Raw genomic sequence first — 20,611 nt, 5'->3', positions numbered from 1 at the left:
TCTTGTTTTTTGGCGGGTGCCCCAACAGGGCACCCAGAGCGTTTCGGCGAGTTCCAGACTTAGTCTGTGATCTTCGACACGACGCCGGCGCCGACGGTGCGGCCGCCTTCGCGGATCGCAAAGCGCAGACCGTTTTCCATCGCAATCGGGGCGATCAGCTCAACGCCAAACGACACGTTGTCACCCGGCATCACCATCTCCGTGCCCTCGGCCAGAACAACCGTGCCTGTCACGTCCGTCGTACGGAAGTAGAACTGCGGACGGTAGTTGGCGAAGAACGGCGTGTGACGGCCACCCTCTTCCTTGGTCAGGATGTAGGCTTCGGCTTCGAACTTGGTGTGTGGGTTCACGGAGCCGGGCTTGCACAGCACCTGGCCGCGCTCAACCGCTTCACGGTCGATACCACGCAGCAGCGCGCCGATGTTGTCGCCCGCTTCACCGCGGTCCAGCAGCTTGCGGAACATTTCAACGCCCGTGCAGGTCGTTTTCTGGGTGTCCTTGATGCCGACGATTTCGATCTCGTCGCCCACGTTGATCACGCCACGCTCGACACGACCGGTCACAACCGTACCACGACCGGAGATCGAGAACACGTCCTCGACCGGCATCAGGAACGGCTGGTCCACAGCACGCTCAGGCGTCGGGATGTAGTCGTCCACAGCCGCCATCAGCTCTTTGATCTTCTCTTCGCCGATCGCTTCGTCACGACCTTCCATCGCCGCCAGCGCGGAACCCGCGATGATGGGCGTGTCGTCGCCGGGGTACTCGTAGCTGTCCAGCAGCTCGCGCACTTCCATTTCGACCAGCTCCAGCAGCTCTTCGTCGTCGACCTGGTCCACTTTGTTCATGAACACGACGATCTTCGGGATGCCAACCTGGCGGCCCAGCAGGATGTGCTCGCGCGTTTGCGGCATCGGGCCGTCGGCGGCGTTCACAACCAGGATCGCGCCGTCCATCTGGGCGGCACCGGTGATCATGTTCTTGACGTAGTCCGCGTGGCCGGGGCAGTCGACGTGGGCGTAGTGACGCGCGTCGGTCTCGTATTCCACGTGCGCCGTCGAGATCGTGATCCCACGCGCTTTCTCTTCGGGCGCGCCGTCAATCTGGTCATAGGCCTGGAAGTCGCCAAAGTACTTCGTGATCGCCGCTGTCAGTGTCGTCTTGCCGTGGTCAACGTGGCCAATCGTGCCAATGTTAACGTGCGGCTTGTTACGCTCAAACTTTTCCTTTGCCATGTGATGGCTCCTCTTTTGACTTGGGCGGCGGGGTGAACCCCGCCCTACGGGTGGTGGGTAGGGCGGGGTTCACCCCGCCATCCCGGTTAGGCGAATTTCGCTTGGATTTCGTCGCTGATGTTCTGCGGCACGGCCTCGTAGTGGTCGAACTGCATGGTAAAGTTCGCACGACCCGACGACATCGAACGCAAGGTGTTGATGTAGCCGAACATGTTGGCCAGCGGCACAAAGGCGTCGATCGCGATGGCGTTGCCGCGCGTGTCCTGACCCTGCACCTGACCGCGACGCGATGTGAGGTCGCCGATGATGCCACCGGTGTACTCTTCGGGCGTCACAACTTCGACCTTCATGATCGGTTCCAGCATCTTGGCGCCAGCTTTCTTCATGCCTTCGCGCATGCCCATGCGGGCCGCGATTTCAAAGGCCAGAACGCTGGAGTCAACGTCGTGGAATTTACCGTCGATCAGGGCAACCTTGAAGTCGATCACGGGGAAGCCCGCCAGCGGACCGGAGTCCATAACCGACTGAATGCCCTTTTCGACGCCAGGGATATATTCCTTGGGAACGGCACCACCAACGATGCGGCTCTCGAAGGAATAGCCTTCGCCTGGCTCTGTCGGCGTGATGATCATCTTGACCTCGGCGAACTGACCCGAACCACCCGACTGTTTCTTGTGGGTGTAGGTGTGCTCGACTTCGTGACCGATGGTCTCGCGGTAAGCCACCTGCGGCGCACCAATGTTCGCTTCGACCTTGAACTCACGCTTGAGGCGATCAACCAGGATGTCGAGGTGCAGTTCGCCCATGCCCTTCATGATGGTCTGACCGGATTCCAGGTCAGTTTCCACGCGGAAGGACGGATCTTCGGCGGCCAGACGGGCCAGACCCTGAGACATTTTCTCTTGGTCGGCTTTTGTCTTGGGCTCAACAGCGATCTCGATCACCGGATCGGGGAAGTTCATCGTTTCCAGAACAACAGGGTCGTTCACGGCGGACAATGTGTCACCCGTGGTGGTGTCTTTCAGACCCGCCAGCGCAATGATGTCGCCCGCGAACGCTTCCGTGATTTCCTCACGGTCGTTCGAGTGCATCATCATCATCCGGCCCACACGCTCTTTGCGGCCCTTGGTCGCGTTCAGCAGGGTCGAACCCTTTTCAAGCGTGCCCGAGTAGATGCGGGTAAAGGTCAGCGAGCCAACGAAGGGGTCGTTCATGATTTTGAACGCCAGACCGGCAAAGGCCATGTCGTCGTCAGCACGGCGCGCGATGTCGCGTGTCTCTGTCTCGTCACCGGGTTTGAAGCCCATGTAGTCGACAACGTCCAGCGGGCTGGGCAGATAGTCGATCACGGCGTTCAGCAGCGGCTGCACACCCTTGTTCTTGAAGGCAGAGCCACACAGAACGGGGATGAATTTAATCGCCAGAGTGCCGGCACGGATCAGTTTGCGCAGGGTTTCCTCGTCGGGCTCGTTGCCTTCGAGGTATTCCATCATCGCGTCGTCGTCCATTTCGACGGCGGTCTCGACCAGCTTGGCACGCCACTCGTCGGCGGTGTCCTTCAGGCTGTCGCGGATGGGACGTTTTTCCCATGTCGCACCGAGGTCTTCACCGGCCCAGACCCACTCTTCCATGGTGACCAGGTCGATCATGCCTTCCAGCTCGGTCTCAGCACCGATCGGGATCTGGATCGGCGCAGGCGTGGCGCCTGTGCGGTCCTTGATCATGTGCACGCAGTTGAAGAAGTCGGCGCCGATCTTGTCCATCTTGTTGACGAAGACGATGCGCGGCACCTTGTAGCGGTCAGCCTGACGCCACACGGTTTCAGTCTGCGGCTCAACACCGGCGTTGGCGTCCAGAACGGCAACGGCACCGTCGAGAACGGCCAGCGAACGCTCGACTTCAATGGTGAAGTCCACGTGGCCGGGCGTGTCGATGATGTTCATCCGGTGCTTGGGCGTGTCGGCAGTGGTGCCGTCTTCGGTGCGCTCCCAGAACGTGGTGGTCGCAGCCGACGTGATCGTGATGCCACGCTCCTGCTCTTGCTCCATCCAGTCCATGGTGGCCGCACCATCGTGCACCTCACCGATGTTGTGGGACTTGCCTGTGTAGTACAGGATGCGTTCCGAACATGTGGTCTTGCCGGCATCAATGTGCGCCATGATGCCAAAGTTGCGGTAGCGGTCGAGCGGATATTCGCGTGCCATGGGGCTGCTTCCTCAGGGTGTCTGGATTACCAACGGTAATGGCTGAACGCTTTGTTGGCGTCGGCCATCTTGTGTGTGTCTTCGCGCTTTTTCACGGCGGTGCCACGGGACTGAACTGCGTCGAGCAGCTCGCCTGCGAGGCGTTCTTCCATCGTGTTTTCGTTGCGGCCGCGGCTGGCAGTGATCAACCAGCGGATGGCCAGCGCCTCACGGCGCTCGGGACGCACCTCAACCGGCACCTGGTATGTGGCACCACCGACGCGGCGCGAACGCACTTCGACGGACGGTTTGATGTTGTCCAGCGCTTCGTGGAACACTTCCACGGGCGCGCGTTTGATCTTGGCTTCGACCCGGTCGAACGCGTTGTAGACGATGCGCTCGGCGGTCGATTTCTTGCCATCGACCATCAGGTTGTTCATGAACTTGGTCAGAACCTTATCGCCATACTTGGCGTCGGGCAGGACTTCGCGTTTCTCGGCGGCGTGACGACGTGACATCTGCTGCTCTCCTTATTTGGGGCGCTTGGCGCCGTATTTCGAACGGCGTTGCTTACGATCTTTGACGCCCTGGGTATCCAGAACACCGCGCAGGATGTGGTAACGCACACCGGGAAGGTCTTTGACACGGCCGCCACGGATCAGAACAACCGAGTGTTCCTGCAGGTTGTGGCTCTCACCCGGAATGTAGCTGATGACCTCGAAACCATTGGTCAGGCGCACTTTGGCAACCTTCCGCATGGCCGAGTTCGGCTTCTTCGGTGTCGTTGTATATACGCGTGTGCACACGCCGCGCTTTTGGGGGTTCCCCTCAAGGTGCAGCGACTTGGAGCGTTTTACTTTGGGCTGCCGCGGTTTGCGGATCAGCTGTTGGATCGTTGGCATTGCAGGTTCTTTCCCCGTCTCATCAACACATGTGTCATGCGGGGCGGCCCCGCGGTTTCAATTCCTCACTCCCGTGCGTCCACGAAAGCGCAAAAACCGCAATCGCTCCCGGCAGGGGCGACGCGGTGGGTTTCCAGAGGATCGGGCCAATGCAAAGGCCGGATCGTGTCCACTTCGGTTCTGATTTCGGTCTCCGGTACAAAACCCGGTCCCGAGATAGCGGGCGTATAGGGGGAGTCGGGGGTGCTGTCAACAGCACGCGTCGCTTGCGCAGCCCCCCACGGCTGGGGCATGGTCACCACAACCACCGCCAGCAAATCCAAAGGCTTTTTCACCATGCAGGTCATCGGGCTGTGCCGCTTTTCCTACCCGGCCATCGGCGGTTTTCAGGTCGATTTCGACGACTTCCAGAAAAAGTGCGACTACCTCTACGCCCCTGCCCGGATGGAGGAAAGGTTTGCCACCTTCGAAACCATCATGCTGCCGCCGCTCAAGGCCCAGACCGACCCGCTCTTTACCCTTGCGGTGGTGATCGGGGACAGCTTGCCCGAGGTCTACCGCGACCGCCTCGAGGCGCTGTTGGCCGATGTGCCGCAAGCCATCGTCCAAGTGCACCCGCCCGCGCAACACCGCCCCATCATGAAACAGGTGATCAACTCCGTCCGGTTCGACGACGGCCTGCCCTGCCTGCAATTCCGCATGGATGACGACGACGCCGTGGCGGTGGATTTCGTGGAACGCCTGCGCCGGGTCGCGGGCGACATCACGCCATTGGCCAAACGGGAAAAACTGGTGGCCATCGACTTCAACCGTGGCTTTATCATGCGCCCCGGCGCGGACGGGATCGCTGCCGCCGAAACCGCCGCACCGTTCCAGACGGCGGGCCTTGGCATGATGATCCAGCCGGGGATGCGCCAGACCATTATGAACTTTGCCCATCACAAACTGGGCGAACGCATGACCTGTGTGACCCTCACCGACACGCCGCCGATGCTGCTGCGCGGGCACAACGACTATAACGACTCCCGCCAGGGCCCGTCCGCCCGCCCGCACAAGCTGACGCCACTGGACGCCGCAGGCGAGGCAACGCTGCGCGACCGGTTCAACATCGACACAGATACGGTGCGCGCGGCCTTTTCAGCACTGTGAGACACGCCGCTCGCGGTAGAGCGTGAACAGACCCGTCGCGACCACAATCCCTGCCCCAACCAGCGTCAGCGGGCTGGGCCAATCGCCAAAGACCACAAACCCCAGCACCAGCGCCCAAACCAATCCCGTGTACCGGAACGGCGCGATAAAGCTGATCTCGCCTACACGCATCACCCGCACCGAAAAGAAATAGCCACCAATGATGAACACGGACGCGCCCCCGATCAGCGCGGCAAGGCGCGGCGTCACCGGCACCCACTCGGTCGCAGTGGCACCAAGGCCCGCCGCCGCAGTCACCGCCAGCGATGCCACCAGCGTGACCGTCATCGACGGCACATCCGGCCCCAACCGCCGCGTCGCCAGATCACGCACGGTGACACAGCCCACCGCCGCCAGCGCATAGACCGACCACAGGCTGAACCCCTCTGCCCCCGGTCGCACAATCAGCAACATGCCCAGAAAACCCAGCAAAATGGCCGACATCCGCCGCCACCCCAAAGGCTCGCGGAAAAACAGCGCCGCTCCCACCGCCACGGTCAGCGGCAGCACCTGCAACACGGCGGTCACATTCGCCAGCGGCATGTTCAGCAATGCAGTGATAAAGAAATAGGCCGCGCCGATCTCTGCCACGGACCGCAGGGCAATCAGCCCCCAATCGGCGCGCCCGATCCGAAAATGCAACGCACCCAGCCAACGGGCCAGGATCAGGATCAACACCGATGACAGCACGCCCCGGATCACCAGCAACTGCGCCAGCGGCACCGCCCCGTCTGTCAGCTTGATCAACGTGTCGTTCAGCGTGAAACACGCCATCGACGCCATCATCAAAAGCGCACCGACACTGTTCGCAGATTTGGTCATGTCCCGCCCGTATCACCGGCCTCGCACGGCGCGCAAGGTCAGTAGCCGACCAGCGACCCCTCGATCCGCTTGAACAGGGCGTTGTTCTCGCTGGGCTTGCGGTTCACCCCAATGGCACCGCTGCTCAGATGGGCCTTGGCGTTCGCGCCCAACTTGAACGCAACCGTTTGACCATCGTCACGGGTGAACGACACGACCTTGCCCTTGCGCACACTGCGCACATAGAGGTCCGGCACCTCGCGTTGCACCGTGACCCGGATGGTCACCAACTGGCCGCGATGCAGCGCAAAATAGCTGACGATGTCCAGTGACGACCCGATGCGCGCCACCTCACCGCGGGTCACCCGCGTCACCTCCTGCAAGGCATACACAGTGCCAAGCCCCTGCACCGTCAGCTTTTTTAAACGCTTTGGTTTCAATCCGCGCTTTTTCGAAGAGGTGTGCATCTGGTCCGCGAAAAAGGACAGGCCGTCGGACGATGCGCTCAGCGTCGTCGGTTTGCAGGTCACGTGCATGGAAAAATAGGGATGCACCACAAAGGCAGACGCCGGATTGCCCTGCGCGTTCCAGTACGTTCGGCCAAGCTCAAAGGACGTGCCGCGCACGGGTTGGCCGTCGGATGCCGTTTCCCGCACCGGGCTCGCCGGCCACACCGGATCAGCGCCCAAGGCGACACCGCAGGCATCCACGCGCGTCTGCACCATCCGCATCGGCAGGGCGGAGGGGTCATAGACCGGAACGCTCTGTGCCTGTGCCGCGCCGGCCAGTGTCACCCCAAGCGCCACAAGCAAAATCAAGAAACCACGCATTCCCGCCCCCTCGCGATGTGTTGCGTCACTGTTCCGCATGGGCCGGGTGGGCGCAAGGGCGATGACCGTTCCTGAAAACCGCGCCCCATCGCGCGTCAGTGTGGCCAGATTTCGTTACCGTTCGGTTGCCCCTGCGCCCGCTGGGTCAAGCAACTGATTGGGATGGACAAAAGCGAACGCCCTGTTTTTCGGTAAACCCGGCGCACGCGCTGTCCCCGCGGGGACACTTCGGCGCAAACGAAAAAACCCCGCCGTTTCCGGCGGGGTTCTGTTCGATTTGATCAAAAGCTCTGACGTCAGTCGCGGCTCTCTTCGGAATGGTCGATCACGGTGTCGAACACGTCGCCACCCACTACGTCGTCCGCAGTTGGCGCCGCCAGTGCAGCCGCCGCTTCGGCCTCTTCGCGGCGCGCTTCGATGACCACGTTGTCGCGATCGGACGCGATCTTGCGGACAGCTTGCGTCGCACCACCGGTCCCGGCGGGGATCAGACGGCCCACGATGACGTTTTCCTTGAGACCCACCAGCTTGTCTTTCTTGCCCTGCACCGATGCCTCGGTGAGAACGCGGGTGGTTTCCTGGAAGGACGCCGCCGAGATAAACGACCGCGTCTGCAACGACGCCTTGGTGATGCCCAAGAGGATCGGACCACCCTGTGCGGGACGTCCACCTTTCGACAGTGCCTTCTCGTTGGCCGCGTCGAACTCTTGCTTGTCCACGTGCTCGCCTTTGAGCAGCGTGGTGTCGCCCGAGTCCTCGATCTCCCATTTCTGGAGCATCTGACGCACGATGACCTCGATGTGCTTGTCGTTGATCTTCACGCCCTGCAGTCGGTAGACCTCCTGCACCTCGTTGATCATGTAGTCAGCAAGCGCCTCGACGCCCATGATGGCAAGGATGTCATGGGGGGCCGGGTTGCCATCCATGATGTAGTCACCCTTCTGGACAAAGTCGCCTTCGGCCACCGGGATGTGCTTGCCCTTGGGCACCATGTACTCGACCTTGTTCATCGACTCGTCGCTGGGCTCAATCGCGATACGGCGCTTGTTTTTGTAGTCCTTGCCAAAGCGCACATACCCGTCGATTTCCGCGATGATCGCGTGATCCTTGGGACGGCGCGCTTCGAACAGCTCGGCCACACGGGGCAGACCACCGGTGATGTCCTTGGTCTTGGCACCTTCGCGCGGAATACGGGCCACAACGTCACCTGCGGCGACCTCTTGACCATCTTCCACCGACAGAACGGCATCCACGGACATCGCATAGGTGATCGGGTTGCCCGCATCGTTGCGCACGGGCTCACCATTGTCACCCACAAGGATGATTTCCGGCTTCAGCTCGTTGCCCTTGGGTGCGGTCCGCCAGTCGATCACGATTTTCTGGGTCATGCCGGTGGCATCGTCCGTCTCGTCGCGCACGGCCAGGCCGCTCACGAGGTCGACGTATTTCGCCGTACCGGCCTTCTCCGCGATGATCGGCAGCGTGTAGGGGTCCCACTCGAACAGCTTGTCGCCACGCTTCACATCCTGACCGTCGGTCACGAACAATGCCGTGCCGTAGCCCAGTTTGTGGCTCGCGCGTTCGTCGCCATTCTCGTCCTGGATGATCATCTTCATGTTCCGGCCCATGACCAGAACCTGACCCACAGCGTTCTTCAACGTCTGTGCGTTTTCAAAGACGATCTTGCCCTCTTGGCTCGCCTCGAGGAAGGACTGCTGACCACCCTGCGCAACGCCGCCGATGTGGAATGTCCGCATCGTCAGCTGTGTGCCGGGTTCACCGATGGACTGGGCCGCGATGATGCCGACGGCTTCGCCGGTGTTCACCTTGGTCCCGCGGGCAAGGTCACGACCATAGCAAGTCGCGCACACACCCTCTTCGGCTTCGCAGGTCAGCGGCGAACGGATGCGCATGGACTGCACGCCCGCCTCGTCGATGGCATCCGACATACGCTCGTCAATGAGCGTGCCAGCCGCCAGGATCACCTCGTCCGTGCCGGGGCGCAGAACGTCATCCGCCGCCACACGGCCCAGCACACGCTCGGCCAGCGATGCAACCACCTCACCGTCATTCACCGCCGCTTCGGCAGTGATGGCGTTTTCGGTGCCGCAGTCGTTGTCACGCACGATGCAGTCCTGTGCGACGTCCACCAGACGACGGGTCAGATAACCCGAGTTCGCCGTTTTCAGAGCGGTGTCCGACAGACCTTTCCGCGCGCCGTGAGTCGAGTTGAAGTATTCAAGAACGGTCAGACCTTCCTTGAAGTTCGAGATGATCGGTGTCTCGATGATGTCGCCATTCGGCTTCGCCATCAGGCCGCGCATCCCGCCCAGCTGCTTCATCTGCGTCACGGAGCCACGGGCACCGGAGTGCGCCATCATGTAAACCGAGTTCGGTTCCATCTCAGCGCCATCGGCATCCCGCTTTTCAGCCGAGATCGAGCCCATCATGGCGTCGGTGACCTTGTCGTTACACTTCGACCAGGCATCGACCACCTTGTTGTACTTCTCACCCTGGGTGATCAGACCGTCCATGTACTGCTGTTCGAAGTCCTTCACCTGGTCGCGAGTCTCTTCGACGATTGGCCATTTGGAGTCGGGGATCAGCATGTCGTCCTTGCCGAACGAAATGCCCGCCTTGAACGCGTGACGGAAACCCATGGTCATGATCTGGTCACAGAAGATAACCGACTCTTTCTGACCGCAATACCGGTAGACGGTGTCGATGACCTGCTGCACTTCCTTCTTCCGCAGAAGACGGTTCACCAGTTCAAACGGTGCCTTGTTGTTGAGCGGCAAGAGCGCGCCCAGCAGCACACGACCGGGGGTCGTGTCAAAGCGTTCCATGACTTCGAGGCCTTCGGCGTTGATCTGCGGGATCCGCGCCTTGATCTTGGTGTGCAGGTGCACGACGTCGGCGTCCAGCGCGTGCTGCACTTCCTCGATCGAGCCAAAGACCATGCCTTCGCCCTTCAGGCCTTCGCGTTCCAGGGTCACATAGTAGAGACCCAGGATCATATCCTGCGACGGAACGATGATCGGCGCGCCGTTGGCGGGCGACAGAACGTTGTTCGTGGACATCATCAGAACACGTGCTTCCAGCTGGGCCTCAAGGCTCAGCGGGACGTGCACAGCCATCTGGTCGCCGTCAAAGTCAGCGTTAAAGGCCGAGCAGACCAGCGGGTGCAGCTGGATCGCCTTGCCTTCGATCAGGACGGGTTCAAACGCCTGAATGCCCAAACGGTGCAGCGTCGGCGCACGGTTCAGCATGACGGGGTGTTCGCGGATGACCTCATCCAGAATATCCCAAACTTCAGGACGTTCTTTTTCCACCAGCTTCTTGGCTTGCTTGACGGTGCTCGACAGCCCTTTGGCCTCGAGCCGCGAGTAGATGAACGGCTTGAACAGTTCGAGCGCCATCTTTTTCGGCAGACCGCATTGGTGCAGCTTCAGTTCCGGCCCGGTCACGATGACCGAACGGCCCGAGAAGTCGACGCGTTTGCCCAAAAGGTTCTGACGGAAGCGACCCTGCTTGCCTTTCAGCATGTCCGACAGCGATTTCAGCGGACGCTTGTTGGCACCCGTGATCACGCGGCCACGGCGGCCGTTGTCGAACAATGCGTCGACGGATTCCTGCAACATCCGCTTTTCGTTGCGGACGATGATGTCAGGTGCGCGCAGTTCGATCAGACGCTTGAGACGGTTGTTCCGGTTGATCACGCGGCGGTACAGGTCGTTCAGGTCGGACGTCGCGAAACGGCCACCATCCAGAGGCACCAGCGGGCGCAGTTCTGGCGGGATCACGGGGATCACGGTCAGAACCATCCACTCAGGCCGGTTGCCGGATTCCAGGAAGGATTCTACGACCTTGAGGCGCTTGATGATCTTCTTGGGCTTCAGCTCGCCCGTCGCTTCCTTGAGGTCCGCGCGCAGGGTTTCGGCCTCGGCTTCGAGATCGATCTGGGACAGCATCTCGCGGATGGCTTCGGCACCGATGTTGGCGGTGAAGGCGTCCATGCCGAACGCGTCCTGCGCGTCCATGTACTCTTCTTCGCTCAGCATCTGGCCATAGCTGAGGTCCGTCAGACCCGGCTCAGTCACGACGTAGTTTTCGAAATACAGCACACGTTCCAGATCGCGCAGCGTCATGTCCAGCATCAGACCGATGCGGGACGGCAGCGATTTCAGGAACCAGATGTGCGCGACGGGGGCCGCCAGTTCGATGTGGCCCATCCGCTCGCGGCGCACCTTTTGCAGTGTGACTTCGACACCGCATTTCTCGCAGACAACGCCGCGATATTTCATGCGCTTGTACTTGCCGCACAGGCATTCGTAATCCTTGATCGGGCCAAAGATACGCGCGCAGAACAGGCCATCACGCTCAGGCTTGAACGTCCGGTAGTTGATGGTCTCGGGCTTCTTGATCTCGCCAAACGACCACGAGAGGATGCGTTCAGGCGACGCCAGCGACACCTTGATCTCGTCAAAGACCTTGGGCGGCGTCAGCGGGTTGAACGGGTTGTTTGTCAGTTCCTGGTTCATTTTCAAATCCTTGAAAGGGGAGCAGAGGGAAGATTGGAGCCGTAGGGCGGGGTTAACCCCGCCTTACCAATGCGCCGCTATTCATCTTCCTCCGCATCCAGGAGTTCCATGTTGAGGCCCAGTCCGCGGACCTCTTTGACCAGAACATTGAACGATTCCGGCACGCCGGCCTCGAAATTGTCCTCGCCCTTGACGATGCTCTCATAGACCTTGGTCCGGCCCGCCACGTCATCCGACTTCACTGTCAGCATCTCTTGCAAGGTGTAGGCGGCGCCGTAGGCTTCCAGAGCCCAGACTTCCATCTCACCAAAGCGCTGACCACCGAACTGTGCCTTACCACCCAGCGGCTGCTGCGTAACAAGCGAGTACGGACCGGTCGAACGGGCGTGGATTTTGTCGTCCACAAGGTGGTGCAGTTTGAGCAGGTACTTGATGCCCACGGTCACGGGGCGGCTGAACTGCTCACCCGTGCGGCCGTCAAACAGCACCGACTGACCCGAGGTCGAGAAACCGGCACGTTCCAGCGCGTTGTTCACATCCGCCTCTTTCGCACCGTCAAAGACGGGCGTGGCGATGGGAACACCGCGTGTGACGTTGCCTGCGGCCTCGATCAACTGGTCCTCGTCCATGGGCGACAGACCCTCGGCATAGACATCGTCGCCGTAGGCCAGGCTCATCGCTTCGCGCACCGGTGTCAGATCGCCAGAGCGTTTGTACTCTTGCAGCGCCTCGTCGACATTCACGCCCAGACCGCGCGCGGCCCAGCCCATGTGTGTCTCGAGGATCTGACCGACGTTCATACGCGACGGAACACCCAGCGGGTTCAGACAGAAATCGACCGGTGTGCCATCCGCGAGGAACGGCATGTCCTCCATCGGCACCACTTTGGAAATCACACCCTTGTTGCCGTGACGACCGGCCATCTTGTCGCCCGGTTGCAGCTTGCGCTTCACTGCGACGAACACCTTGACCATTTTCATCACGCCCGGAGGCAGATCGTCGCCACGACGGACCTTTTCGACCTTGTCCTCGAAACGGGCATCCAAGGCACGCTTTTGCGCCTCGTATTGCTCGTTCAGGGCCTCGACCACCTGAGCGGACTGCTCGTCTTTCAGAGCAATCTGCCACCACGCGGAGCGCGGGTAGGCTTCGAGCATGTCAGCGTCGACATTTGCGCCCGCCTTGATGCCTTTCGGCCCTTTGGCGATTTCCTTGCCCAGCAGCATGTCGCCCAGACGGGCATAGATGTTGCGGTCCAGAATGGTCAGCTCGTCGTCGCGGTCACGGGCGAGGCGTTCAACTTCCTCGCGTTCGATCTGCAGGGCACGTTCATCTTTTTCCACACCGTGGCGGTTGAAGACGCGCACCTCAACAACCGTGCCAAAGTCACCCGGTTTGACGCGCAGCGAAGTATCGCGCACGTCCGAGGCTTTCTCACCAAAGATGGCGCGCAAGAGTTTTTCCTCCGGCGTCATCGGGCTTTCGCCCTTCGGTGTGATCTTGCCCACAAGGATATCGCCCGGCTCAACGTCCGCACCGATGTAAACGATGCCCGCTTCGTCGAGGTTGCGCAGGGCTTCCTCACCGACGTTGGGGATGTCGCGGGTGATCTCTTCTGGCCCCAGCTTGGTGTCACGGGCGGCGACTTCGAATTCCTCGATGTGGATCGAGGTAAAGACGTCATCGCGCGACACACGCTCGGAGATCAGGATCGAGTCTTCGTAGTTATAGCCATTCCACGGCATGAACGCGACGACCACGTTCTTGCCCAAGGCCAGTTCACCCATATCGGTGGACGGACCGTCGGCAATCACTTCGCCCTTTTGAACCGTGTCACCCACCTTCACCAGCGGACGCTGGTTGATGCAGGTGTTCTGGTTCGAACGCTGGAATTTGCGCATGCGGTAGATGTCCACGCCCGCGTCGCCCAGTTCGAGGTCATGGGTGGCACGGATCACGATCCGGGTTGCGTCCACCTGGTCGATGATACCGGCACGTTTCGCCATGATGGCCGCACCAGAGTCGCGCGCCACAACTTCTTCGATGCCAGTGCCGACCAGCGGCGCCTCGGCTTGCAGAAGCGGAACCGCCTGACGTTGCATGTTCGAACCCATCAGAGCGCGGTTGGCGTCGTCGTTTTCGAGGAACGGGATCAGGGAGGCAGCAACCGACACCAACTGTTTCGGGCTGACGTCGATCAGGTCCACCGAGTCGACCGGCGACAGGGTGTAGTCCCCGGATTTCCGGGTGTTGACCATCTCGTTGTTGAAACGACCGTCCACATCCAGCGAGGCGTTGGCCTGCGCCACGGTGTGACGCATTTCCTCGGTCGCAGACATGTAGTGCACTTCGTCGGTCACCTGACCGTCGTTCACAACGCGGTAGGGTGTTTCGATAAAGCCGTATTTGTTCACGCGCGCAAAGGTGGCGAGCGAGTTGATCAGACCAATGTTCGGCCCTTCGGGCGTTTCAATCGGACACATCCGGCCATAGTGGGTCGGGTGCACGTCGCGCACCTCAAAACCGGCACGTTCGCGGGTCAGACCGCCCGGCCCAAGCGCCGAAAGACGACGTTTGTGCGTCACTTCGGAGAGCGGGTTGGTTTGGTCCATGAACTGCGACAGCTGGGACGAGCCAAAGAACTCGCGCACGGCTGCAGCGGCAGGTTTCGCGTTGATCAGATCCTGGGGCATGACGGTGTCGATTTCGACGGACGACATGCGCTCCTTGATCGCGCGCTCCATGCGGAGCAGGCCAACGCGGTACTGGTTTTCCATCAGCTCACCGACCGAGCGCACACGACGGTTGCCCAAGTGGTCGATGTCGTCGATGTCGCCCTTGCCGTCGCGCAGCTCCACCAGTGCCTTGATGCAGGCCACGATGTCTTCGCGGCGCAGGGTGCGCTGGGTGTCTTCGGCGTCGAGCGCCAAACGCATGTTCATTTTCACACGGCCAACAGCGGACAGGTCATAACGCTCGCTGTCAAAGAACAGCGTGTCGAACAAGGCAGACGCCGCATCAACGGTGGGCGGCTCGCCCGGACGCATGACGCGATAGATGTCCATGAGCGCGGTTTCGCGGTTCATGTTCTTGTCGTTCGCCATGGTGTTGCGCATGTACGGGCCGACATTGACGTTGTCGATGTCGAGCACGGGGATCTCGGTGATGCCTGCGTCGATCAGCTCTTTGGCTGTGCCGCCGATCAGATCGCCGTCCTTGTCGTATTCCAGCGTCAGTTCATCACCGGCTTCGACATAAATCGCGCCGTTTTCTTCGTTGATGATGTCCTTGGCGACGAACTTGCCGACGATGTGCTCGAAGGGCACCAACAGCTCTGTCACCGCACCCTCGTCGATCAGTTTCTTGACCGCGCGGGGCGTGACTTTCTTGCCCGCCTCAGCTATGACTTCGCCGGTTTTGGCGTCAACCAGATCGTAGGTCGGACGGGTGCCGCGCACACGCTCGGGGAAGAACGGCGTGACCCAGCCTTTGTTCTTCTTCAGCGTGAAATTCACGGTGTTGTAGTAGGCGTCCATGATCGCCTCTTGGTCGAGACCAAGCGCATAGAGCAGCGTCGTCACAGGCAATTTGCGGCGACGGTCGATGCGGGCAAAGACGATGTCCTTGGCGTCGAATTCAAAGTCGAGCCAGCTGCCGCGGTAGGGAATGATGCGGCAGGCGAACAGCAGTTTACCGGACGAGTGGGTCTTGCCCTTGTCGTGGTCAAAGAACACACCGGGCGAGCGGTGCATCTGGGACACAATCACACGCTCGGTGCCGTTCACGATGAACGTGCCGTTCGGTGTCATCAGGGGCATGTCGCCCATGAACACGTCCTGTTCTTTGATGTCCTTCACGGACTTGGCGCCGGTGTCTTCGTCGATATCGAACACGATCAGGCGCAGCGTCACCTTGAGCGGCGCGCTGTAGGTCATGTCGCGTTGCTGACATTCCTCAACGTCATATTTCGGGCGCTCGAGCTCGTATTTGACGTATTCGAGGATGGACGTTTCGTTGAAATCCTTGATCGGGAAGACCGATTGGAACACGCCCATGATCCCCTCACCGTCGGTGGGGGTCTCGGCGTCGCCGGAATTCAGGAACAGGTCGTAGGAAGACTTTTGAACCTCGATGAGGTTTGGCATATCCAAAACTTCGCGGATTTTGCCATAATATTTACGAAGACGTTTCTGGCCAAGGAACGTTTGCGCCATACTGGTGTCACCTTTCAGCGTTTCTCTGGACACTGCAGTACCGTCGGGCCCCGGCACGCTGCACCCGTGAGACGATGGGTTTCAGGTCAATTCATGGCCACCGTCCCACCGGTGGCCTCCCGACCTTGCAAACCGCATCTTGGAAAAGACTTTCAGGAAAGCCCTTGCCAAGACGGGTCGGGCTGGACACGCGATATGCGCATCCAGCCCAATGGTTTCAAGGGGTTTGAGGCACGTGGCGTGCCCCAGCCGCTTTGTCATATGACAAAAAGCGCCCCGTATAGGCCAAGTTAGGCCAGTTCGACTTCGGCGCCAGCTGCTTCCAGCTTGCCCTTGATGTCTTCGGCTTCGGCTTTGTCGACGCCTTCTTTGATCTTGCCGCCAGCTTCGACCAGGTCCTTGGCTTCTTTGAGGCCCAGACCGGTGATGCCGCGAACTTCTTTGATCACGTTGATTTTCGATGCGCCTGCGTTTTTCAGGACGACGTCGAATTCTGTTTTCTCTTCCTCGGCTGCGCCACCGGCGTCAGCAGGGCCCGCCATCATGACTGCGCCACCGGCTGCAGGCTCGATGCCGTACTCGTCTTTGAGGATTGTTTTCAGTTCTTGTGCTTCCAGCAGGGTCAGGCCCACGATGCTTTCCGCGAGTGCTTTCAGATCAGCCATTTTATCAGCTCTTTCCGTTTTAAGTGTGTTCCAACGCGCGAGGTATCCCCACGCCGCTTTGACAGTGCCTTACGCCGCCTTTTCCTCGATGGTCGAGAGAATGGATGCGATGTTGCTTGCAGGTGCGCCAATGGCCCCGGCGATGTTCGATGCAGGTGCGCCAAGCATGCCCGCGATGGTGCTGATAAGCTCCTCGCGCGAAGGCATTTTCGACACAGCCGTCACACCGGCCCGGTCCAGAGCGTTCTCACCCATGGCCCCACCAAGGATCACGAACTTGTCGTTGCCCTTGGCAAAGTCTTCCGCGACCTTGGCCGCAGCCACAGGATCTTCGGAGAAGGTCAGAACGGTCATACCCGTCAGATAGTCGGCGATGCTTTCGCAGGGCTTCCCATCCAGGGCGATTTTGGCGAGCCTGTTTTTGGCAACACGAACGGCAGCATCCGCATCCCGCGCTTTCGCGCGCAGATCCTGCATTTCGGCAACTGTCAGACCGGCGTAGTGGGCAACCACAACGACGCCAGAGCTTTCAAAGATCTGGCCGAGTTCGTCGACCACTTTCTCTTTCTGGGCTCTATCCACAGTTTTACTCCAGTACTTGGAGGGGCGGACCCCCCCGGCTCGTTTTCACCGCGCGGTTGCGCGGCAATCGGGTCCGAACGGGTCGTCGCAGCCCAATGCCTGGAACACATGAGCCAGGCTGGAATGTCTCTTCCCGTCTCAGGCAGGAATTATGATTGGCATATCCCAACCACCCACCGTCTCGGACGAAATTGAGGGCCGCCGCGAATCGCGCGAAAGCCCTCGTGACGGTGTACTAGTGTGTGAACCCTTGATTGCCAAGTCCGAATTGGCCCCACGCCACCTGTGCGCGGGCGTCCCCCGTCGGTTCAGGCCACGTCCTGAGGTGGCTTGAGCGCAATGGCTCCGACGTTTGCGGCGGGCAGGCTTTCGCGCATCTTGGCGATCAACGCGTTCTTGGACACTGGTTTGGGAAGGACGTTTGTCATGCCGGCCCGGTGATAGGCATCCACCTGCTCGGGCATGACGTTTGCCGTCACGGCAATGACGGGTGGCGGTGCTTTGCCGGCAAGCTCGGCCGCTTCGACAAGGCGCGCGGTGGTTTCGATGCCATTCATACCCGGCATTTGCACGTCCATCAGCACCAGATCGACAGCCTCGGTGCTGAGGAAATCCAGCGCCTCCGGGCCGCTGGCCGCCTCAAAGAAATCGAGCCGCTGACCGCCAAGCAGTTTTCGCAGGATCAGGCGGTTGGTTGCGTTGTCGTCAACGATCAGCACACGCCCGTGCAACGGCGTTTCCTCGGCGGGCTGTGCCGTTGATCCGGTCCATTCGCGGACAGCATCCGCGGAGGCGCGGACAAATGGCAGGGTGACGGTGAATTCAGCGCCCTGCCCCGGCGTGCTCATCACGCGCAGCTCACCGCCCATGGCCCGGCACAGGGTACGCGAGATCGCCAACCCAAGACCGGTGCCGCCAAAGTCGCGGGAGATTGACGCATCCGCCTGTCCAAATGGTTCAAAAATGGTCGCCTGGGCCGTGGCTGCGATACCGGGGCCGGTGTCGGACACGCAGACTTCGAACTGGTCCGCGCCATCGGCGGACACACCATGGGATGCAGTGATCCGCACATGACCGTGCTCGGTGAATTTCACGGCGTTCGAAACGAGGTTGTGCAACACCTGCCGCGTGCGGCGTTCATCGCCAATCAGCAGGGGCAAGGGATCGCCCTGAATGACGAGATCAAGCGACAGGCCCTTGTCGCCCGCTTGGTCGCGGTAAAGATCGCGGGCAAGGGACAGGCTGCGGCCGGGATCGAAGGGGCGAAATTCGATGGGCATCTCGCCTGCCTCAATCTTGGAAAGGTCCAGAACGTCATTGATCGTCGACAGAAGCAACCCACCCGAATCTTCAATGATCGACACACATTCGCGCAACTCGGGACTGAGCGGGTGATCGCCCAGATGAGACGCCATGCTGATGATCCCATTCAGGGGTGTGCGTATCTCGTGGCTGACACTGGCGATGAAATCGGACTTGGTGCGGTTGGCCGCGTCCGCAGCCGCCCGCAACACCTGCTCGCGCCGGTGCGCCAAAGTGCCGAGATACACCTCGACCACGAGGTACAGAACGATGCAGGCGATCAGAACGGCGATCAGAAACTCCTGGCGGGCGTTCTGGCGGCTTTCCGATCCGCTGCGGGCCGTCACGGCCCGGTTGCGCGAGGCGTTAAACTCACGCACCCAGTTTTGACGTATGGAGATGACCAAGGGTTCCAGCGAACTGCGCAAGCCTGCCAGTTGACCAGCAACGGCTTCGTTTTCGGAGAATATGACGCCTTCGTGTTGTTCCAACCAATCGAGGATGCGGTTTAGCCCCTCGTCCAGCGCAATGCGTTCGGGAAATTCCGTCTCTGCAACCAGCTGCGTGCGGCTCCAGAAGACCTCGAATTGCACTTGGACTTCGTATAGGCTTGCCTCGCCCTGACCATGGTTGGCCAGCGTGGTAAAGAAACGCTGCGCCTCGTAGACCAGCTCGCTGATCTTCCATGAGGCATTGGAGGCCGAATAGACCATCTGGCGCTCGGCCTCTTGCACCGCCTTGCGGTGCTCAAAAAAGACAATAAGCAGGCCGATGCACAGCCCAATGGCAATCAGGCTCCGCTTGATCGGGGAGGCGGAATACATACGCCTGTCACTCGACCCGGATGCGGGCGAGTTGCCAGATCATCTCGCGATCAAAGGAACGTTTCTTGGCCTCGTCCTCGGTCATTGGATAGATGACCCAGATCGGCCCCTTGTCCCGGATGCGCATCGGTTCGCCGTTGCGTTCAACCGCCAGAATGACCCGGTGTGCCTGTGCATGCTGCGCCGGAATTTCGACAGAGTAGTCATTGATCGCGGTGGCATGCAACGTGCCACCCTGCGCCCCAACGGCATCAAGCAGCGAAGCCAGTGTCGGCCCGGCAAAGACCTGCGGCCCCTCGGTAAATGAGGTAAACGTCTCGACCTCGACCCAATCGAGCGCGCGCAGCATGTCGGCATCAAACGCGGCATGATCGGCGTGATTGTGGTTGGTGATCGCCCCACTGACCACGAGGATTGTCCCACCGGACGGTGCAGCCAGCGATGCCGCCCCTGCGCCAGTCATCGTGATACACAGCGCCACCAATGTGGACGCCCAGACGGACCAGAATTTTGACATAGCGCCCCCTCACTGCGGTGCAGACACAGCGGGGATACGGCAGCATTTGCTAAGATTGGGTTATCCCAAACCAAAAAAGGCGCGCCGTTTCGGGCGCGCCTTTCAATGACTGGACGATGCGGGGTCGCTTATTCGGTGACCGCGCTGTCCACGTCCACGCTCACGCCCGGACCCATGGTCGAGCTGATCGAGACCTTTTTCATGTAGGTGCCTTTGGAACCAGCAGGCTTGGCTTTGGCCACGGCGCCCACAAAGGCACGCACGTTTTCGACCAGCTTTGCCTCGTCAAAGGATGCTTTGCCAACACCGGCGTGGATCACGCCCGCTTTTTCCACCTTGAACTGGACCTCGCCGCCCTTGGCGTTCTTGACGGCATCCGCCACGTCCATGGTCACGGTGCCAACCTTGGGGTTGGGCATCAGGTTACGGGGGCCAAGCACCTTACCCAGACGACCCACGATGGGCATCATGTCGGGTGTCGCGATGCAGCGGTCAAAGTCGATTGTGCCGCCCTGGATGGTTTCCATCAGGTCCTCGGCACCCACGATGTCCGCGCCTGCGGCCTGGGCTTCTTCGGCTTTGGGGCCACGGGCGAACACGGCGACGCGCACGTCTTTGCCGGTGCCGTTGGGCAGACCAACCACGCCGCGCACCATCTGGTCCGCGTGGCGGGGATCAACGCCCAGGTTCATCGAGATTTCGATGGTTTCGTCAAATTTGGCTTTTGCGTTGCCTTTGACCAGTGCCACCGCGTCCTCGACGCTGAGGTTCGATTTGCCGGCGAATGCTTCGCGGGCCGCTTTTGTGCGTTTACCAAGCTTTGCCAT

Annotated in this window: 14 protein-coding genes; 1 reads left to right on the top strand and 13 read right to left on the bottom strand. The window is 60.6% G+C overall.

The annotated features are described in order from the left end of the window. Positions 1–59 precede the first annotated feature (59 nt). From tuf to rpsL, 4 genes are all read right to left on the bottom strand, one after another. Entirely contained in the window at positions 60–1,235 is a 1,176-nt protein-coding gene (tuf, locus tag Q0936_RS13505; protein WP_299378182.1) for an elongation factor Tu, read from the bottom strand. An 86-nt stretch (positions 1,236–1,321) separates the two neighbouring features. After that, the gene (gene fusA, locus Q0936_RS13500) at positions 1,322–3,439 is read right to left on the bottom strand and encodes an elongation factor G (RefSeq protein ID WP_299142472.1); all 2,118 of its coding nucleotides are present in this window, start codon (positions 3,437–3,439) and stop codon (positions 1,322–1,324) included. 26 nt (positions 3,440–3,465) lie between these two features. After that, positions 3,466–3,936: a 30S ribosomal protein S7 gene (gene rpsG, locus Q0936_RS13495; RefSeq protein ID WP_299142475.1), complete on the bottom strand. Its 471-nt coding sequence runs from the start codon at positions 3,934–3,936 to the stop codon at positions 3,466–3,468. 12 nt (positions 3,937–3,948) lie between these two features. After that, positions 3,949–4,320: a 30S ribosomal protein S12 gene (rpsL, locus tag Q0936_RS13490; protein WP_024809820.1), complete on the bottom strand. Its 372-nt coding sequence runs from the start codon at positions 4,318–4,320 to the stop codon at positions 3,949–3,951. A gap of 243 nt (positions 4,321–4,563) precedes the next feature. On the opposite strand from rpsL, the gene Q0936_RS13485 reads away from it, so the two are divergent. Continuing rightward, entirely contained in the window at positions 4,564–5,469 is a 906-nt protein-coding gene (locus tag Q0936_RS13485) for a putative rhamnosyl transferase (RefSeq protein WP_363323312.1), read from the top strand. Here the strand turns inward: Q0936_RS13485 and Q0936_RS13480 are convergent. The 9 genes from Q0936_RS13480 to rplA form a co-directional block, all read right to left on the bottom strand. Beyond that, entirely contained in the window at positions 5,458–6,330 is an 873-nt protein-coding gene (locus Q0936_RS13480) for a DMT family transporter (RefSeq protein ID WP_299297550.1), read from the bottom strand. The two genes, Q0936_RS13485 and Q0936_RS13480, sit on opposite strands and share 12 nt — an antisense overlap. 38 nt (positions 6,331–6,368) lie before the next feature. Continuing rightward, positions 6,369–7,139 (bottom strand): hypothetical protein, encoded by a 771-nt coding sequence (locus Q0936_RS13475; protein WP_299297549.1) that lies wholly within the window; start codon positions 7,137–7,139, stop codon positions 6,369–6,371. Positions 7,140–7,435: 296 nt separating this feature from the next. Beyond that, positions 7,436–11,680, bottom strand: coding sequence for a DNA-directed RNA polymerase subunit beta' (gene rpoC, locus Q0936_RS13470; RefSeq protein WP_299378188.1), 4,245 nt, complete (start codon positions 11,678–11,680; stop codon positions 7,436–7,438). 77 nt (positions 11,681–11,757) lie between these two features. After that, positions 11,758–15,894: a DNA-directed RNA polymerase subunit beta gene (gene rpoB / locus Q0936_RS13465; protein ID WP_299142489.1), complete on the bottom strand. Its 4,137-nt coding sequence runs from the start codon at positions 15,892–15,894 to the stop codon at positions 11,758–11,760. Between the two features lie 290 nt (positions 15,895–16,184). Next, positions 16,185–16,559 (bottom strand): 50S ribosomal protein L7/L12, encoded by a 375-nt coding sequence (rplL, locus tag Q0936_RS13460; protein ID WP_299142491.1) that lies wholly within the window; start codon positions 16,557–16,559, stop codon positions 16,185–16,187. A gap of 69 nt (positions 16,560–16,628) precedes the next feature. Then, the gene (rplJ, locus tag Q0936_RS13455) at positions 16,629–17,141 is read right to left on the bottom strand and encodes a 50S ribosomal protein L10 (RefSeq protein WP_299142494.1); all 513 of its coding nucleotides are present in this window, start codon (positions 17,139–17,141) and stop codon (positions 16,629–16,631) included. Positions 17,142–17,449: 308 nt separating this feature from the next. After that, on the bottom strand, positions 17,450–19,267 hold the full coding sequence (locus Q0936_RS13450; RefSeq protein WP_299294481.1) for an ATP-binding protein: 1,818 nt from the start codon (positions 19,265–19,267) through the stop codon (positions 17,450–17,452). A gap of 7 nt (positions 19,268–19,274) precedes the next feature. Further along, on the bottom strand, positions 19,275–19,784 hold the full coding sequence (locus Q0936_RS13445; protein WP_299294479.1) for a molybdopterin-dependent oxidoreductase: 510 nt from the start codon (positions 19,782–19,784) through the stop codon (positions 19,275–19,277). Between the two features lie 128 nt (positions 19,785–19,912). Further along, complete coding sequence (gene rplA / locus Q0936_RS13440) at positions 19,913–20,611, bottom strand: 50S ribosomal protein L1 (RefSeq protein ID WP_299142502.1); 699 nt, start codon at positions 20,609–20,611, stop codon at positions 19,913–19,915.

This window comes from uncultured Tateyamaria sp. (genome assembly GCF_947488715.1).
Taxonomy (GTDB): Bacteria; Pseudomonadota; Alphaproteobacteria; order Rhodobacterales; family Rhodobacteraceae; genus Tateyamaria.
This window is presented reverse-complemented; position numbering and strand designations above follow the sequence as displayed.

Coding starts and splice junctions, on each gene's coding strand:
- tuf (WP_299378182.1), bottom strand. CDS start 1,235: ATGGCAAAGGAAAAGTTTGAGCGTAACAAGCCGCACGTTAACATTGGC.
- fusA (WP_299142472.1), bottom strand. CDS start 3,439: ATGGCACGCGAATATCCGCTCGACCGCTACCGCAACTTTGGCATCATG.
- rpsG (WP_299142475.1), bottom strand. CDS start 3,936: ATGTCACGTCGTCACGCCGCCGAGAAACGCGAAGTCCTGCCCGACGCC.
- rpsL (WP_024809820.1), bottom strand. CDS start 4,320: ATGCCAACGATCCAACAGCTGATCCGCAAACCGCGGCAGCCCAAAGTA.
- Q0936_RS13480 (WP_299297550.1), bottom strand. CDS start 6,330: ATGACCAAATCTGCGAACAGTGTCGGTGCGCTTTTGATGATGGCGTCG.
- Q0936_RS13475 (WP_299297549.1), bottom strand. CDS start 7,139: ATGCGTGGTTTCTTGATTTTGCTTGTGGCGCTTGGGGTGACACTGGCC.
- rpoC (WP_299378188.1), bottom strand. CDS start 11,680: ATGAACCAGGAACTGACAAACAACCCGTTCAACCCGCTGACGCCGCCC.
- rpoB (WP_299142489.1), bottom strand. CDS start 15,894: ATGGCGCAAACGTTCCTTGGCCAGAAACGTCTTCGTAAATATTATGGC.
- rplL (WP_299142491.1), bottom strand. CDS start 16,559: ATGGCTGATCTGAAAGCACTCGCGGAAAGCATCGTGGGCCTGACCCTG.
- Q0936_RS13450 (WP_299294481.1), bottom strand. CDS start 19,267: ATGTATTCCGCCTCCCCGATCAAGCGGAGCCTGATTGCCATTGGGCTG.
- Q0936_RS13445 (WP_299294479.1), bottom strand. CDS start 19,784: ATGTCAAAATTCTGGTCCGTCTGGGCGTCCACATTGGTGGCGCTGTGT.
- rplA (WP_299142502.1), bottom strand. CDS start 20,611: ATGGCAAAGCTTGGTAAACGCACAAAAGCGGCCCGCGAAGCATTCGCC.